The sequence below is a fragment of the Cellulomonas citrea genome (assembly GCF_009829685.1).
Classification (GTDB): domain Bacteria; phylum Actinomycetota; class Actinomycetes; order Actinomycetales; family Cellulomonadaceae; genus Cellulomonas; species Cellulomonas citrea.
In genome coordinates this window covers 15,283-31,581 of sequence record NZ_VWSD01000008.1, presented here as the reverse complement: position 1 = coordinate 31,581, position 16,299 = coordinate 15,283, and the positions used below count along the sequence as shown (strand labels likewise).

The 16,299-nt window shown below is 67.0% G+C and carries 13 protein-coding genes and 1 tRNA gene; 12 read left to right on the top strand and 2 right to left on the bottom strand.

Going from position 1 to position 16,299, the window contains the following annotated elements:
* The first annotated feature begins 8 nt into the window (after positions 1-8).
* The 7 genes from F2B26_RS02250 (at position 9) to F2B26_RS02220 (ending at position 9,449) form a co-directional block, all read left to right on the top strand.
* A complete protein-coding gene (locus F2B26_RS02250; RefSeq protein WP_159805969.1) occupies positions 9-914 on the top strand; it encodes a carbohydrate ABC transporter permease in 906 nt (301 codons plus the stop codon).
* Positions 911-1,732 (top strand): carbohydrate ABC transporter permease, encoded by an 822-nt coding sequence (locus F2B26_RS02245; RefSeq protein ID WP_159805967.1) that lies wholly within the window; start codon positions 911-913, stop codon positions 1,730-1,732. The genes F2B26_RS02250 and F2B26_RS02245 overlap by 4 nt, the downstream gene beginning before the upstream one ends.
* A 137-nt stretch (positions 1,733-1,869) precedes the next feature.
* Positions 1,870-1,943: transfer RNA gene (locus tag F2B26_RS02240), tRNA-Gly, on the top strand.
* Positions 1,944-2,190: 247 nt separating this feature from the next.
* The gene (locus F2B26_RS02235) at positions 2,191-4,164 is read left to right on the top strand and encodes a type I restriction-modification system subunit M (RefSeq protein WP_159805965.1); all 1,974 of its coding nucleotides are present in this window, start codon (positions 2,191-2,193) and stop codon (positions 4,162-4,164) included.
* Positions 4,164-5,471, top strand: coding sequence for a restriction endonuclease subunit S (locus F2B26_RS02230; protein ID WP_159805963.1), 1,308 nt, complete (start codon positions 4,164-4,166; stop codon positions 5,469-5,471). The genes F2B26_RS02235 and F2B26_RS02230 overlap by 1 nt, the downstream gene beginning before the upstream one ends.
* Positions 5,468-6,511, top strand: coding sequence for a RhuM family protein (gene rhuM / locus F2B26_RS02225; RefSeq protein ID WP_159805961.1), 1,044 nt, complete (start codon positions 5,468-5,470; stop codon positions 6,509-6,511). The genes F2B26_RS02230 and rhuM overlap by 4 nt, the downstream gene beginning before the upstream one ends.
* A gap of 31 nt (positions 6,512-6,542) precedes the next feature.
* The gene (locus tag F2B26_RS02220) at positions 6,543-9,449 is read left to right on the top strand and encodes a type I restriction endonuclease subunit R (protein ID WP_235929452.1); all 2,907 of its coding nucleotides are present in this window, start codon (positions 6,543-6,545) and stop codon (positions 9,447-9,449) included.
* Between the two features lie 61 nt (positions 9,450-9,510).
* On the opposite strand, the gene F2B26_RS02215 is transcribed toward F2B26_RS02220, so the two are convergent.
* Positions 9,511-10,254, bottom strand: coding sequence for a hypothetical protein (locus tag F2B26_RS02215; RefSeq protein ID WP_159805957.1), 744 nt, complete (start codon positions 10,252-10,254; stop codon positions 9,511-9,513).
* Between the two features lie 55 nt (positions 10,255-10,309).
* Here F2B26_RS02215 and F2B26_RS02210 point away from each other — a divergent pair, with 55 nt between their 5' ends.
* The 5 genes from F2B26_RS02210 (at position 10,310) to F2B26_RS02190 (ending at position 15,462) form a co-directional block, all read left to right on the top strand.
* Complete coding sequence (locus F2B26_RS02210; RefSeq protein WP_159805955.1) at positions 10,310-10,813, top strand: hypothetical protein; 504 nt, start codon at positions 10,310-10,312, stop codon at positions 10,811-10,813.
* 235 nt (positions 10,814-11,048) lie between these two features.
* Complete coding sequence (locus F2B26_RS02205; RefSeq protein WP_159805953.1) at positions 11,049-12,059, top strand: Abi family protein; 1,011 nt, start codon at positions 11,049-11,051, stop codon at positions 12,057-12,059.
* Between the two features lie 349 nt (positions 12,060-12,408).
* Positions 12,409-13,674 carry an ATP-binding protein gene (locus tag F2B26_RS02200; RefSeq protein WP_159805951.1) on the top strand — a complete coding sequence of 422 codons (1,266 nt, stop codon included), beginning with the start codon at positions 12,409-12,411 and terminating at the stop codon, positions 13,672-13,674.
* A gap of 351 nt (positions 13,675-14,025) precedes the next feature.
* Positions 14,026-14,307, top strand: coding sequence for a DUF3892 domain-containing protein (locus tag F2B26_RS02195; RefSeq protein WP_159805949.1), 282 nt, complete (start codon positions 14,026-14,028; stop codon positions 14,305-14,307).
* A gap of 156 nt (positions 14,308-14,463) precedes the next feature.
* Positions 14,464-15,462, top strand: a complete 999-nt coding sequence (locus F2B26_RS02190) for an HNH endonuclease (protein WP_159805947.1) — start codon at positions 14,464-14,466, stop codon at positions 15,460-15,462.
* A gap of 194 nt (positions 15,463-15,656) precedes the next feature.
* Here F2B26_RS02190 and F2B26_RS02185 read toward each other — a convergent pair whose 3' ends face one another.
* Positions 15,657-15,842: a hypothetical protein gene (locus F2B26_RS02185; protein WP_235929451.1), complete on the bottom strand. Its 186-nt coding sequence runs from the start codon at positions 15,840-15,842 to the stop codon at positions 15,657-15,659.
* Positions 15,843-16,299: the final 457 nt, after the last annotated feature.

The following is a 16,299-nucleotide window of genomic DNA, read 5'->3' as shown; positions in this document are numbered from 1 at the left end:
CGGCTCCCATGGTGACGTCGGGTCCGGGGGCACGCCCCCGGGCCCGGCGCCGCCGGTCCTGGCTCGGGCTGGCGTTCGTCGCGCCGGCGCTGCTCGTCTTCATCGTGTTCCTCGGCGTCCCGCTGGCGCAGAGCCTGTGGTACTCGCTGTGGCACTGGGACGGGTTCTCCACCGCGACCTGGGCCGGTCTGTCGAACTACACCGCCCTGCTGCACGACGACGGCCTGCGCACCTCCTTCGGGCACGCCGGGGTGCTCGTGATCTTCTACGCGGTGCTGCCCGTGACGATCGCGCTCGGCCTCACCGCCATCCTGTCGCGCAGCATCCGGCTGCGCGGCGTCGGGGTGTTCCGCACCCTGCTGTTCCTGCCGCAGGTCATCGCCTCGGTGGTCGTCGCGTCCACCTGGGTCGCGATCTACTCCCCGAACGGCCTGGTCAACCAGCTGCTGCGGGCCGTCGGGCTCGGCTCGTTCGCCCGCGCCTGGTTGGGCGACTTCACCTTCGCACTGCCCGCCATCGGGTTCATCGGGACCTGGCTGGGCATCGGGCTGTGCCTCGTGCTGTTCCTGTCCGGCGTCTCCAGCATCGACACCGAGGTGTTCGAGGCCGCCCGGCTCGACGGTGCGGGGATCTTCACCGAGTTCCGCGCGATCACGCTGCCGGCGCTGCGCGGGCAGATCGTCGTGGCGCTCACGCTCACCGTGATCGGCGCCATCAAGACCTTCGACCTGGTGTACGTCACCACCCGCGGCGGACCGGGCGGGTCGACCACCGTCCCCGCCTACGAGGCCTACTCCAAGGCGTTCCAGCAGCGTGAGGTCGGCCAGGCCGCCGCCATCGCCGTGGTGCTCACCGCGCTCATCCTGCTGGTGTCCGTCGTGATCAACCGCTTCAACCCCAAGGACGACGGATGAAGATCTCCCGGCTCGAGGCAGGGTTCAACTACGCGGTCCTGTCGCTGTTCACGATCAGCGCGCTGCTGCCCCTGGTCGGCGTCGTGCTCTCGGCGCTCACCCCGCGGGCCGAGGCCACCGGTGGGCTCGCCATCCCGTCGTCCCTGGCCTGGAGCAACTTCAAGGCCGCCTGGGCGGAGGGCCACTTCACCGTCTACATGCGCTCGTCGGTGATCGTGACGGTCGCGGTCGTGGCCCTCACCGTCGCGCTCGCGTCCGCCGCGGGCTACGGGTTCGCCCGGCTGGACTTCCCGGGGTCCACCCCGCTGTTCTTCCTGCTGCTCATCGGCCTCATGCTGCCGGCCGAGGCGTTCATCATCCCGCTGTACTACAACCTGCGCGGGATGGGCCTGACGAACACCTACTGGGGCCTCATCGCCCCGCAGGTGGCGCAGTCGCTGGCCTTCGGCACGTTCTGGATGCGCAACAACTTCAAGCAGTTCCCGACGTCCATCATCGAGGCTGCCCGGCTCGACGGGGCGTCGGAGTGGCGGCTCATGTGGCAGGTCGCGCTGCCGGCCCTGCGGCCCGCGGTGCTCACCATGTGCCTGCTGCTGGGCATGTGGACCTGGAACGAGTTCCTCATCCCCCTCGTCATGGTGACCGACGAGTCGCTGCGCACCGCACCGCTCGGGATGGCGTTCTTCCAGGGCCGCCGGTCCACCGACTACGCGCTGCTCGCCGCGGGCGGCATGATCGTCGCCGCGCCCGTCGTGATCGCCTACGCGTTCGCGCAGAAGCACTTCGTGCGCGGGATGCTCGGGGGGGCCTCGCGCTGAGGTGATCCCGGCGGTCGTCGTCGGAACGGGGTGGTCCGGGCCGTCGTCGGAACGGGGTGGGGAGCAGGGCCCCGGAGTCGGTATGCTGTCGGCGCTGTCCTGAACCCCGCACCGTTCGCGGGTCAAGGGATCGCCACGCGGGTGTAGTTCAATGGTAGAACTTCAGCTTCCCAAGCTGAGAGCGCGGGTTCGATTCCCGTCACCCGCTCCATCGTTTGTGCAGGTCAGAGATCCGGGGCGGCCGCTTCGGCGCCTGGAGCGGCCAACGATCCCGTCTGCCAGGTCCAGCCCGTTTCCCTGACCCGCTCGCCGAGACACTCGACGCGGCCCCTCTCACTCGTATCCGAGGTCAGTCGAGCGCATCGGACGGCGCGATCTGCTCCACCGCGAGCAACTGGCTAGGCTTCCCCGAGACGCGCGTCTCACGAGCCGCGCACCACCGCAAGGAGCAATGCCCAGTGAACAGCAGCACCCACAGCAAGATCATCTCGTTCATCTGGGGCATCGCCGACGACGTGCTGCGCGACCTGTACGTACGCGGCAAGTACCGCGACGTCATCCTTCCCTTCACGGTGCTGCGGCGCCTGGACAGCGTTCTGGAGCCGACCAAGAAGGCCGTCCTGACGATGAAGTCTGCGCTGGACAACAGCGGGATCGATAACCAGGACGCCGCTCTGCGCCAGGCGGCCGAGCAGGACTTCTACAACACCTCGCCATTCACTCTGCGCGACCTGCGGGCCGCCCGATCCCAGGCCCAGCTCCGGGCCGACTTCGAGGCCTACCTGGACGGCTTCTCTCCGAACGTCCAGGAGATCCTCGACAACTTCGAGTTCCGCAACCAGATCCCACGTCTGACCAAGGCCGACGCGTTGGGTGCGCTCATCGAGAAGTTCCTCGACCCCTCCCTGGACGTCTCCCCCCGCACCGCAGCCAACCCTGGCGGCCTGGACAACCACGGCATGGGCTCGGTGTTCGAGGAGCTGGTGCGCCGCTTCAACGAGGAGAACAACGAGGAGGCCGGCGAGCACTGGACCCCGCGTGACGCTGTGCGGCTGATGACGCGGCTGATGTTTGAGCCGATCGCCGACCAGATCCCCTCGGGCACGTACCTGCTCTACGACGGCGCGATGGGTACTGGCGGCATGCTCACGGTCGCCGAGGAGACCCTCGAAGGACTCACCGCGGCGCGAGGCATCCAGGTCTCGACGCACCTGTACGGCCAGGAGATCAACGCCGAGACCTACGCCATCGCCAAGGCCGATCTCATCCTCAAGGGCAAGGGCCAGGCCGCCGACGACGTCGTCGGCGGGCCCGAGTGGTCGACCCTGTCCAACGACGCCTACCCGAGCATGGAGTTCGACTTCATGCTCTCCAACCCCCCATACGGCAAGTCCTGGAAGACCGACCTCGACCGCATGGGCGGCAAGACCGGCATCCGCGACCCACGCTTCGTCGTCACCCACGACGGCGACCCCGAGTACTCGCTAATCACACGGTCTAGCGACGGCCAGCTGCTCTTCCTGGCCAACCTGGTCTCGAAGATGAAGCACAAGACCCCGCTCGGCAGCCGCATCGCCGAGGTCCACAACGGCTCGTCGCTGTTCACCGGCGACGCCGGCCAGGGCGAGTCCAACATCCGCCGCTGGATCATCGAGAACGACTGGCTCGAGGCCATCGTCGCCCTGCCGCTGAACATGTTCTACAACACCGGCATCGCCACCTACGTGTGGGTGCTGAGCAACCGCAAGCCCGCCCACCGCAAGGGCAAGGTCCAGCTCATCGACGCAAGCGCCTGGTCCACCCCGCTGCGCAAGAACCTCGGCAAGAAGAACTGCGAGCTGTCCGCAGCCGACATCGACCATGTGGTCGCAACGTTCCTCGCGTTCGACGGTGCCAACGACGAGCGCTCCAAGGTGTTCGAAAACGCCGACTTCGGGTACTCCAAGGTCGTGGTGGAGCGGCCGCTGCGGCTCGCCGGCGTCGAGGCCGGACGGGTCTACACCGCCGCCGAGATCCGCAAGCTCAAGGAGTCCGCCGAGCGCGACGAGACCGCCGCGCCGGTCATCAAGAAGGTGCACCGGGCCGGCACCCCGGCTGACCCGGTGCTCGGCCGGTTCGAGGCAACGATCGACGGGCACACCCGAGTGGTCGAGTACGAGCCCGACACCGATCTGCGCGACACCGAGCAGATCCCGCTCACCGAGCCCGCAGGGCAGTGGCGCGACGGCATCGAGGCGTTCATCCGACGCGAAGTGCTGCCCTACGCGTCCGACGCCTGGGTGGACGAGACCAAGACGAAGATCGGCTACGAGATCAGCTTCACCAAGCACTTCTACAAGCCGACACCGCTCCGCACGCTGGACGAGATCCGAGCCGACATCCGCGCCCTCGAAGCCAAGACCGACACCCTGCTCAGCGAGATCGTTGGCTGATGTTCAGCGAGCTCAAGCCGCACGAGTCCTATCGGGGCTCTGGCACGCCATGGCTGCCACGATTGCCCAGTCACTGGGCATCTCCGCGACTCAAGACTGTTCTGACCGAGAAGAACGTACGCGGGTTCCCAGACGAGCCGCTTCTCGCCGCGACCCAGTCCCGCGGGGTGATCCGCAAGGCCGACTACGGGTCGAGGACCGTCACGGCACAGAAGGACCTCGACCTGCTCAAGTTGGTCGAGGTCGGCGACTTCGTCATCAGCCTCCGCTCGTTTCAAGGCGGAATCGAGCGCGCCCACGCCCGGGGCATCATCAGCCCTGCCTACACAGTCCTCGAATCCCGCGAGCCAGCTGATGCGGACTACCTGACGCTACTCTTCAAGTCGCGGCCTTTCGTTGACGCGCTGACCCTGACCGTGACGGGGATCCGGGAGGGCCAGAACATCGAGTACCCGCGTCTTGCGCGCGACCCAGTTCCGCTTCCGTCACGCGACGAGCAGGCGGCGATCGTCAAGTACCTCGCCCACGCCCACCGCCGCATCGACCGCGCCATCGCCGCCAAGCGGCGCCTTAGCGGTCTGATCGATGAGCAACATCAGGCCTTGACCAGGCGCCTCCTGACGTCCACATCAGATGGAGACTCCACGGGCTGGCGACGTGTCTCCGCCGGGCGTCTATGCAAGATTTCAACGGGCGTCGAGGACTCGGGGAACGCTGATCCCGAGGGTGAGTACCCGTTTTTCGTGCGTGGTCGCGAGATTCTCCGTGCGCGCGGCTTCTTGATGGACACCGAGGCCGTGATGACGCCGGGCGACGGCCAGGGTGGGGTGGGCAAGGTCTTCCACTACTTCAATGGCAAGTTCCAGGCCCATCAGCGCGTCTACATCTTCTCAGACTTCGACGGTGTCGATGGGCGCTTCTTCTACTGGTATCTGTCAACACATTTTCGCCGCTTTGCATTATCCCAGAGCAACACCGTCACCATGGAGTCTTTGCGACTGCCCGTGCTTTCGTCGTTCCCCATCGAACTCCCTTCGCTCAGCGAGCAGCGCGACATCGTCAATCGGATTGAAGCGGAAGCCGTGCGTGCCGATGCGGCAAGATCAGCCGTCCTACGCGAGATCGGCCTGCTGCGCGAGTTCCGGACCCGCCTGACGTCCGATGTCGTCACCGGTCAGGTCGACGTGCGGCACATCTCGGCGACGCTCCCTGACCTGGCTCCGGACGAGGTCACCGCCGATGTCGGTGGCATGGACGATGATCTTGTCGACGAGGCTGCAGAGCTCTTGGAGGACGTCGACGCGTGAGTGAACTCGCCGGTGAGCTGATCCTGTACCGGGCCGATGACGGTGGCTCGGTGGTTCAGCTGCGCGCGGTCGGCGGGACGGTATGGCTCACTCAGGCCCAGATGGCCGATCTCTACGGGACCTCGGCTCAGAACGTCCAGCAGACCATCGCCCGGGTACTCGCCGACGGGGAGGTCGACGAGTCAACCGTCAACTCTGAGTTGATGGTTCGCACCGAGGGCACGCGCCAGGTCCGTCGCGAGCTGAAGATCTACAACCTCGACATGGTCCTGGCCGTCGGGTACCGGGTCACGACCGCGAGGGCCGTCCAGTTCCGCCAGTGGGCCACCACCGTCCTGACGGAGTACCTCGTAAAGGGCTTCGCGCTACAGGACGAGCGACTCAAGGACCCGGGCGCTGACTACTTCGACGAGCTGCTCGAACGCATCCGCGACATCCGGGCCTCGGAGAAGCGGTTCTACCTCAAGGTCCGCGACCTCTTCGCGACCACGAGTGCGGACTACGACGGCACCAGCGACCTCGCCAGGACGTTCTTCGCGACCATCCAGAACAAGCTCCTGCACGCCGTCACGGGCCGCACTGCCGGGGAGCTGATCCGTGAACGATGCGACCCGGCATCGGGCACCTTGGGCCTGACGACCTGGAAGGGCGACCGCCCGCGCAAGACCGACGCCTCGGTCGCGAAGAACTACCTCACCGAAGCGGAGGTGAGTGACCTGAACCTGCTGACGACCCAGTTCCTGGACTTCGCCGAGGGGCGGGCCCGCCGGCGGCAGACGACGTCGATGGCGGACTGGGTCGCGCAGACTGATCGGTTCGTTGAGTTCCAGGAGTACCCGGTGCTGACCGGCGCCGGGTCGGTGGCGCACAGCCACGTCGAGCAGATCGTGGCCGAGCGGTACGCCGAGTGGGACGCCCAGCGCCGCGAGCTGGAGTCCCAGCGTGCAGCGGCCGATGAGATCAGTGACCTTGATGCGCTGCTCGAAGCCGAGCGGCACCTGACACAGGGGGAACCGGGCGATGGTCACCAGCCTGAATGAGGCGAGCCTCGAAGCGCTGATCGTGGCCCAGATGACCGGCGACACCGCGGGCAACGCGGTGCGCTGGGTCGAGGGCGACCCCGGCGACTACGACCGTGCGCACGCGGTGGACCTGGCCCAGCTCACTGCGTTCCTCCAGGCCACCCAACCCGCCACGGCAGACGCGCTCGACCTGGGACACGACTCGACCACTCGACGCTCGTTCCTCGCCCGACTCCAGGGCGAGTTGACCAAGCGCGGTGGGGTGGCCGCCCTGCGCAACGGCGTGCAGCACGGCCCACACACCATCGACCTGTACTACCCCAGCCCTACCCCGGGGAACGAGCGCGCAGCGGGGCGGTTCGCCCTCAACCGGTTCACCGTCACCCGCCAGCTGCGCTACAGCCCCACCGACACCGGCCGCGCCCTGGACCTGGCGGTGTTCGTCAACGGTCTGCCTCTGCTGACGTTCGAGCTGAAGAACTCCATCACCAAGCAGACCGTCGAGGAGGCCGTCGAGCAGTACAAGCGCGACCGGGACCCGCGGGAGCTGCTGTTCGGGTTCGGTCGATGCATGGCCCACCTCGCCGTCGACGATCACAGGGTCCGGTTCTGCACGCGCCTGGCCGGCAAGGCGTCATGGTTCCTGCCGTTCGACCAGGGCTTCAACGACGGCGCCGGCAACCCGCCCAACCCCGACGGGATCGCCACCGACTACCTGTGGCGGCGCATCCTCGCCCCAGCGTCGCTGGCGAACATCATCGAGAGCTACGCCCAGATCGTCACGGTCAAGAACCCTCAGACGGGCAAGAAGACCAGCGCCCAGATCTTCCCTCGCTACCACCAGCTCGACGTCGTGCGGCGCCTGCTCGCCGACGTCGAAGCCAAGGGCGCGGGCCAGCGCTACCTCATCGAGCACTCGGCCGGCAGCGGCAAGTCCAACTCCATCGCGTGGCTCGCGCACCAACTCACCACCGCTCGCTACGAGGGAGCGCCAGCGTTCGACTCGGTCATCGTCGTCACCGACCGCAAGATCCTCGACCGTCAGATCGAGGCCACCATCAAGGGGTTCACCCAGGTGGGTTCCACGGTCGTGCACGCCGACCGGTCCGCCGACCTGCGCACCGCGATCGAGGCAGGCAAGAAGGTCATCGTCACCACGGTGCAGAAGTTCCCCTACATCGTTGCCAACCTCGGCACCGCCCACCGAGACCGCCGGTTCGCGATCATCATCGACGAGGCCCACTCCAGCCAGGGCGGCAAGGCGACCGCGGCACTGGCCACCGCACTGTCCGCGGAAGGGCTCCCGCCGGTGAACGGTGAGGAGGTCGAGGACCAGCTCAACCGGCTCGTGGCGGCCAAGAAGATGCCGGCCAATGCGTCGTACTTCGCATTCACCGCCACCCCGAAGAACAAGACCCTTGAGACCTTCGGAGTGCCGTTCCCCCAGCCGGACGGGACGACCGGGCACCGCCCGTTCCACGCATACACGATGAAGCAGGCCATCGGCGAGGGCTTCATCCTAGACGTTCTGGCCAGCTACGTCCCGGTGGACAGCTACTACAAGCTCGTCAAGACCGTCGAGGACGACCCGGAGTTCGACGCGGGCCGCGCCTCCAAGAAGTTGCGCGCCTATGTCGAGTCCAACCGCCACGCGATCCGGCTCAAGGCCGAGATCATGGTCGACCACTTCCACACCCAGGTCCTGGCCAAGCAGAAGATCAAAGGCCAGGCGCGCGCAATGGTCGTCACCTCAAGCATCGATCGGGCGATCGACTACTACGAGGCGATCAGCGCCTACCTGATCGAGCGCAAGAGCCCCTACCGAGCAATCGTGGCGTTCTCCGACACCGAACGCGGCGGATTCAAGGTCACCGAGTCCGACTACAACGGATTCCCCAGCAAGGACATCCCCGACCGCATCCGTGAAGACCCCTACCGGATCCTGGTCTGCGCGGACAAGTTCCAGACCGGCTACGACGAGCCTCTGCTGCACACCATGTACGTGGACAAGACCCTCTCCGGGGTCAAGGCGGTGCAGACCCTCTCGCGGCTCAACCGCGCCCACCCCGACAAGCGCGACGTGGCGATCCTCGACTTCGCCAACGACGCCGACGCGATCGAGCTGTCGTTCGCGCCCTACTACCGCACCACAGTGCTGGCCGAGGAGACCGACCCCAACAAGCTCCACGACCTGGCGGGCGAACTGCGCGCGTCCGGTGTGTACACGCCGGAGCACGTCGACACCTTCGTCGAGAAGTACTTGGCCGGTGCACCTCGCGACCAGCTCGACCCGCTGCTTGACGCGTGCGCCGCCGAGTACATCGAGCACCTCGACGAGGACGACCAGGTCGCGTTCAAGGGCTCAGCCAAGGCGTTGCTGCGAACCTATGGGTTCCTCTCGGCGATCCTGCCGTACTCCAATGTCGAGTGGGAGAAGCTGTCGATCTTCCTCGACTTCCTCGTGCCCAAGCTCCCCGCTCCCAAGGAGGACGACCTGTCCGCCGGGATCCTGGAGACCATCGACATGGACTCCTACCGAGTGGAGAAGCGCACCGCCATGGCGATCGCGCTGGCCGACGAGGACGGCGAGCTCGACCCCGTCCCGTCCGCCGGCGGCGGGGTGAGGCCTGACCCCGACCTCGAGCGCCTCTCGCTGATCCTGGAGTCCTTCAACGACCAGTTCGGCAACATCGAGTGGGACGACGCCGACCGCGTTCGTAAGCGCATCACCGAGGAGATCCCCGCGAGGGTCGCCGAGGACGTCGCCTACCAGAACGCCCAGAAGAACAACGATCCGGTCAACGCCCGCATCGAGCTCGACAAGGCCCTGGGCAGGGTGGTGCTGTCGATGATGCGAGACGAGACCCAGCTCTTCAAGCAGTTCAGCGACAACGACAGCTTCCGCGCCTGGCTGGCGGATGCCGTGTTCCGGCAGACCTACGGCAAGAGCGCGTAGGGGCCAGCTGGCCTCCCTGCGCGAGGCGGGCGCACGGGGCTGCCGATATGGCGTCTCGGGGTCACGGCGCTGGTCTGCTCACGGCCGAAATCGCGGCGATCTCCCCTTCAATGAAGCGGTGGAGCGCACCATCGCGGGCGACGAAGGTCGGCACGTCCATGTGGGAGTCGGTGCCGTGGGTGTAGAGCGCGAGCACCGCCGTAGACCCGAAGCGGTAGCACGTGAACAGGCCGTCACCCTTGTGCAAGTAGACCTCGACGTTCGGTCCCAGCTTCCGAAACCACTCGACAGCCTGCCGGACACCGTCGGCTGCTTCGGGGTAGTCGAATCGAGCCTGGAGCCGCCCGACCGTCGCCGGGTCGTTCGGGTCGGGCAGGAACACTCGGAGGCGCCCGCGCTTGGCGACAGCCTTCAGCTCAGCCTGATGCTGGTTCCGCCACGCCCGCGCGTAGGCGACGAAGATGTCAACGTCCTTGGCGTCGCGAAACAGGTCGCTCCATGGCGTGTCCTCGTAGAACCGGCGTGGGACCCGCACGATGCCTGCGTCGACCACCTCCTCGTTGAGGCGTACGACGTCGTGGACTTCCTTGACCAGCGCTCGTCGTCCAACAAGCTCCCAGACGACGCTCAGCAGACCGGTTGCGACCAGCAGCCCGCCGAGCTGCCCGGTGAAGGCAGACAACTGGGGCGACACAGCGCCACTTGACCACCACAGGAGCAGAAGACCGACGCCGGCGAAGAACGCGCCGACGAGCATCATCCGGAGGTTCGTCATCGCGCGCCGGACGCTACCGCTGGATCCCATGCCTGAACGCTAGCCGTGTGCAGCAACAAGGCACACGGCCCACTGGGTGAGGCGCATGGAGCAGGAAGACGCGGCCGTTGGCGAGGCGGTCCGCAGCATCTGGTTGACGACCGGCAGACCCGATAGCAGTTTTCGTAGCAAGGACAGGTCGACGCGGAGGGGCCAGATGCCGACAATCGAAGCTGACGATCACACTGCTGCGGCGCTCCAGCTCGCCGCGGACACCGCCGGCATCAGCGAAGCTGAGGTGGTACGCCGCCTCATCAAGCGGCACCGGCCGGAAGCGGCGCCGAAAGGTGACCGAGCCGCGAGTGCGACAGTGGCGGTGTTCGCCCTCTACGAGGGTCACCGGACAACAGCGACGTACGAGCCAGCCACACACAGGGTCACCATCACCGAGGGCCCGCTCGCGGGTGAGTCCTACAAGAGTCCCAGCGGCGCAGCCATCTCCGTCGTCACGCACTACCGGCCAAGCGTCAACCCAAGCCGCAGTGATTTGACCTTCTGGACGGTGTCGTCCAGCGGTGAGCTCCTTCAGACGCTACGGCGCCAACGATGATCGAACCGCGCACGCGACGGACACCCGCATCCCCACGGGCTCACCGCCCGCCGATCGCTCGCCGCGAAGCGGTGGGCACACCCCATCTGGAGTCGTTGTGGTTCCGTGACAGAGTTCACGCTGCCAGTCGAGCGCTGATCGGGTACCGTGATGGCATCAACACCGACCCCTCTGGGTGCCACCGACTTCGCGTCACCGGCACCGATGGGTCGGTTTTCGTGTGCGGGGACGCACCGTGAAATACGCCAAACCGCACCTGAACTACAACGAGCAGGGGGAGCTCCTTCGGAGCAGGGGCCTGGCCATCGATCACGCTCCGGCCGCAGTGCGAGCACTCAAACGGATCGGCTACTACCGGCTCTCGGCGTACACCTACGTGCTGCGGCAGCCGGGCGCGCCTACCGCCGCCGGCCAGCGACCCTCTCGGCTCGACACGTTCGTCGAGGGCGCAACTCTCGAGCAGGCTGTCGCGCTCAGCGACTTCGACGACAAGTTGCGAGGCGTGCTGCTGACGGGCCTGCAGCAGGTCGAGCTTGGTCTTCGAGTCCAAGTCGCCTACCAGCTGGGCAAGACGCACGCCCACGGACACCTCAAGGTGGAGCACCTCGATGCTGCGCGCTGCGCAGAGGTTGTGACGGACGGCTTCGGGGGCGCGCGGACTCGCTACGAGGACTGGCTCAGTCGCTACGAGAAGCTCCTCAGCGAGTCCAAGACCGAGGACTTCGTCAGGCACTTCCTACTCAAGTACGACGGAGACATCCCCATCTGGGCAGCCACCGAGTTCATGACCTTCGGCTGTCTGACGGCGCTCTACGGCCTGCTCAGCTCGCGAGACGCCGGAGTCATCGCGACGAACCTTGGCATCAAGAACCGCGACGTGCTGCATGGATGGCTCAAGGCTCTCAACGTCCTGCGGAACCACTGCGCACACAACGCTCGGATCTGGAACAGGGCGACGGTCTACCCCCCGCGGGTGCCCGCGGCGAACCTGACCGGCGCGCGGTTGCACCACCTGGCGACCGTCGACAACAACCGGCTCTACTTCCTTGCCGCGATCACGGCGTACATCCTCATCTGTCTGGACCCGGCTACTAACTGGCCACGACAGTTCGCCACGGTCATCGGCAAGTTCCCCGGCTCACACGGTATGACGCCGACGAACATGATGGGCTTCCCTGAGGGATGGAAGGACCTTGACCTCTGGCAGCACGTCCCGCCGCCGGCTGGACGACGGGCGGCGCGCTGACCTGCGGCTGTGGGACAGACTCCCCTTCGTTTGTGGAGCGAATCGGCGTGAGCGCGCATCACCCCAGGTCAGACCCTTTCCGGAACCAGCTTCCATCGTTTTCCCAGGTCAGAGCCATATCGAGCCCTCCTTCGTTCCTCCTGGGCCCCTCGCGCCGGTCGGTTCGCGCCGTCAGGTGCCTGGAGCTGGCGGTCCCGGCCATGAGCGCTTCGACCGCCTCGCGCCGCCACCGCCGTGCTCGCCACCTGGCGACCTCCGAGCCGCAAACCGTAAACTCCCACGCCTGCAGATCGTCAACCAGAGGGGCTGCAGAGTGTAAACTCGGCGCTGCCACCTCCTGGGAGTCACGATGGACTACCTGCCACGCATCGCCGATGAGCTGCTCGCCGACCGCCTCGCATCGACCGGCGCGGTCCTCATCGAGGGACCGCGCGCCTGCGGGAAGACCCGTACCGCGGAGCAGGCCACCCGCAGCGCCGTCTACCTCGACCGTGACGAGAGCGCCCTGACGGCCCTCCAGGTGGACCCCTCGCTCGTCCTCGGTGGCGAGCCGCCGCAGCTGGTCGACGAGTGGCAGCTCGACGCGACCCGCGTCTGGAACCAGGTTCGCGCCCAGGTCGACACGCGTCAGGCGGCCGGTCAGTTCGTCCTCACCGGGTCCTCGGTTCCCGACGACGACGCCCGCCGGCACTCCGGCGCCGGCCGGTTCGCGCGCCTGATGATGCGACCGATGAGCCTGTTCGAGTCGCGTGACTCGACGGGGTCGATGTCTCTGCGGGCCTTGCTCGCCGGTGAGCGACCGTCGGCGCCGGCCGCCGACGTCGACATCCACCGCACCGCCGAGCTCATCGTCCGCGGCGGTTGGCCGCTCAACCTCCCGATGACCCCGACGCAGGCCGCCGCAGCGAACCGCGACCACCTGCGCACGATCGCCGAGGTCGACCTCGCACGCGTCGCCGGGTCGCGCCGTGACCCCGTCCGCGTGACCCGGTTCCTCCAGGCGCTCGCGCGCAACACCGCGATGGAGCACGTCGTCGAGCGCCTCGTCGGCGAGACGATCTCCGACACCCCGGACGACGCCGGCTCGCTCACCAGACCGACGGCCTACCGGTACCAGGACGCCCTGGCTCGTCTCATGGTGCTGGAGCTGCAGCCCGCGTGGTCGACGCACCTGCGTTCACGATCGCGGCTGCGGGACAAGCCCCGGACACACCTCGTCGACCCCTCGCTCGCTGCGGCTGCGCTGGATGCGAGCCCGGCCACGCTCGTGCGCGACCTCAACACCCTCGGCCTGCTCTTCGAGTCGCTCGTCGTCCGCGACATGCGCGTCTACGCCGATGCGCTCGACGCCACGGTGAGCCATTACCGAGACTCCGACAACCTCGAGGTCGACATCGTCGTCGAGGCTCGCGACGGCACCTGGGGCGCCTTCGAGGTCAAGCTCGGCGCAGGCCAGATCGACACGGCCGCAACGTCGTTGCTGAAGTTCGCCGCCAAGGTCGACACCGACAAGGTCGGCCCACCCGCCGTGCTCGGCGTGATCACCTCGAACGGCTACGGCCTCACCCGGCCCGACGGAGTCGTCACCATCCCGATCGGGGCGCTCGGGCCCTGAACCATCGGCACCTGCGCCCTTGAGGTGCACGCCTCTTCGCGCCGACCTGCTCCACCGGCCGCGAGGCCCCAGCGGGGCCTTGCCACCACGCATGCCGAGCTGTCCGAGATTGCCGGCCCCGCGCCGTCAAGACCGGTGCCCACGTCGTCCGCATCCGCCGCATCAACCTCGAGGACCTGCTCCACCCGCTCGTCTGGTGCCCCGGATCGGGGACGCCCGGCACGTCGCTGACGAAATCGACGCCCCGCCCCGGCCTGGTGAGGTCACTTGACTCGACAGAGCGCGGCGATGTCGGAGGCGCCTGCGACTCTGATCTTGGCGAACGGTTCGCCAACTGAGAGGAGCAGTGCCATGGCAGTCAGGGTCGTAGCTGTACACCTGTCGCAGGGCGGGTACCTCAACGAGCACATCACGGACGTGAAGTGGACCTCCTACGGCGACGGCAGCACGGGGCAGAGCACGAAGGCCGACATGGTGAGGTTCATCGACGTGGAGGACGGGAAGGTCTACGTCGAGACGTCCACGAGCAAGGTCGAGGTCGGGGTGGTGAAGCCACAAGGTGGGACGCCGTACCTCCGAACATTCGCCAACGGCACGTGGACGGACAACCTCCTGTCTCTTCCGAGGTTCTAGGTCGGCGATCCAGCAAGGAGCGGGCCACGGAGGCTGTTGCCAACGGGTCGTCTGGTGTTCTGGAACGACCTTCTGCAAGTCACCTAGCATTCAGTCGACGGGCGCGGCGGCCTACCCCTAGCCTGTGAGCACCAGCCGGATTCGGAGGCAGCGCCCATGCCCGTACCGATCTTCATTCTGATGCTTCTCGCTGCGGTCATCGTCGTGCCAGTGGCAACTGGGAACTTCGGGCTGACGGTGGCCGCAATCATCGCGGTCCTCATCGCCAACCCGATCGTCCGCACCGTCCGCAAGAACCGCTACTTCGCTTCTGAGCACTTCCAGACGCTCAAGTCTGAGATCGCCGCGGTGGTCGCCGAACACAACGACGTCGTCGACTACGTGGACGAGATTCGTGCCCAGGGGGCCTTTGAACTCGGGTCATCGTCCAGCGGCCAGTATGCCCACCTCGCCTCGTTCGACAACACCTCGGCGTGGAACTATCGGCGCGACCGCAACGTGGCCGAGTACGCCCCGCACGTGCATAACGCATCGCTCCAGGTCGTGCGGAACGCCAGCGCGGACCCAATCAAGTACCTGATGAAGTACTTCTCTATCCGGCCGGACCAGGACACCCTCGCTGATGTGCAGCGCGTCGCCGATGACATCGCCCGACTCGAGGAGGCGGTCGCCAACGTGAGGCGGCGCGAGGCCGACATCACGGCAAAGATTGATCCACCTGCCTTCATCCTCAAGCACTACCGCGCGGAGTACTGGAACCAGATTGGCGCGCACCTGTCGCCGGTCGAGGTGCCTTATCCCCAGTACAGGTTCCAGTACGTCTCTGCCGGGGGAAACAGCAGCCAGCAGGTGAAGATCGCGCTCGACACCCCAACACTCGAGGCAGTGTCGGTGACTCTCGTCGAGAAGATCCGGTGGACCAAGTCTGCTGCCGGGCAGCGCGCCCTGATGACAACGCGACTCCGCAGCCACATCAAGGAACGCGACAACCACACCTGCAGGAACTGTGGCGTCTCGGTGTTCATGGAACCGCACCTGCTGCTTGAAGTGGACCACATCCTCCCCGTGTCCAGGGGCGGGCAGAGCATCCCAGAGAACCTCCAGACCCTCTGCTGGAAGTGCAACCGCTCGAAGGGCGCCAAGATCACGGGATAGGTAGGGCAGCTCCAGGACCGGCCGCGCGGCGCGGGGCTGGCGTGGTTCGGGCACTGCTCACACCGACGACCACGGCTGGCAAACCCTCCAGCGACCTGCCGCAGCCCGACGCTCACGAGGTCTGCGGCTGCGGTTTGAGACAGGCTTCCGGCCTTACTCGCGGTCGAACGCAGACCGCACGCAGCCCCGACCCCTCACCACGTCCCGGCCACCCTCTGCAGCCCGAGACTGGCGAGCGAGACGACGACCCACAGCAGCGCGCCGAGCAGCAGCGGGCGGTGGCCGGCGCGGCGTAGACCGGCCAGGTCGGTGGACAGGCCGATGGCCAACAGCGCCACGGTGATGAGGAACACCGAGACCTGGCTGAGCGCGGGGTGCACCGCCGCGGGGATGAAGGGCGGCCGGTGGCAGGGCGTCTACCTCCCCGGGCTGGCGATCACCCTGAGCAGGAAGCGGGCCGAGGCCCTACTCGGGTACAGCGACATCCCCACCCGCCTTGGCTGCCGCATCGGTGCCTGCGCCAACTAGATTCTGGGTCCGGTCGCGGACCACAGAGGTCTCTACCTGCATGCTCGGCGGCCGAGATGGCAGCACTCATGGACTCGCCGGCGGCGTGGCGCGCCAAGGCAGAGACGGATCGGCTCGTGCGCGCCAAGGAGCCGCGAGAGCTGGTCAGTTCCCGTTGCCGGGCCGCGGACGACCCGGCACTGCAGACGCGAACGTTGCAGAGCCTCGTCGACGGGATCGAGGAGGACCGGTCCGCCGTCGCATAGCCAGACACCCGGCGGTCGCCTCTCGGCTGACACGTCTGGCCAAGTGCAGGTGCCCTGGCGTGGC

Bases quoted from the DNA above. Each gene is read 5' to 3' on its own strand.
- F2B26_RS02190 (WP_159805947.1), top strand. From the start codon at position 14,464: ATGCCCGTACCGATCTTCATTCTGATGCTTCTCGCTGCGGTCATCGTC.
- F2B26_RS02210 (WP_159805955.1), top strand. From the start codon at position 10,310: ATGGAGCAGGAAGACGCGGCCGTTGGCGAGGCGGTCCGCAGCATCTGG.
- F2B26_RS02220 (WP_235929452.1), top strand. From the start codon at position 6,543: ATGACCGGCGACACCGCGGGCAACGCGGTGCGCTGGGTCGAGGGCGAC.
- F2B26_RS02195 (WP_159805949.1), top strand. From the start codon at position 14,026: ATGGCAGTCAGGGTCGTAGCTGTACACCTGTCGCAGGGCGGGTACCTC.
- F2B26_RS02215 (WP_159805957.1), bottom strand. From the start codon at position 10,254: ATGGGATCCAGCGGTAGCGTCCGGCGCGCGATGACGAACCTCCGGATG.
- F2B26_RS02200 (WP_159805951.1), top strand. From the start codon at position 12,409: ATGGACTACCTGCCACGCATCGCCGATGAGCTGCTCGCCGACCGCCTC.
- F2B26_RS02250 (WP_159805969.1), top strand. From the start codon at position 9: ATGGTGACGTCGGGTCCGGGGGCACGCCCCCGGGCCCGGCGCCGCCGG.
- F2B26_RS02230 (WP_159805963.1), top strand. From the start codon at position 4,164: ATGTTCAGCGAGCTCAAGCCGCACGAGTCCTATCGGGGCTCTGGCACG.
- F2B26_RS02245 (WP_159805967.1), top strand. From the start codon at position 911: ATGAAGATCTCCCGGCTCGAGGCAGGGTTCAACTACGCGGTCCTGTCG.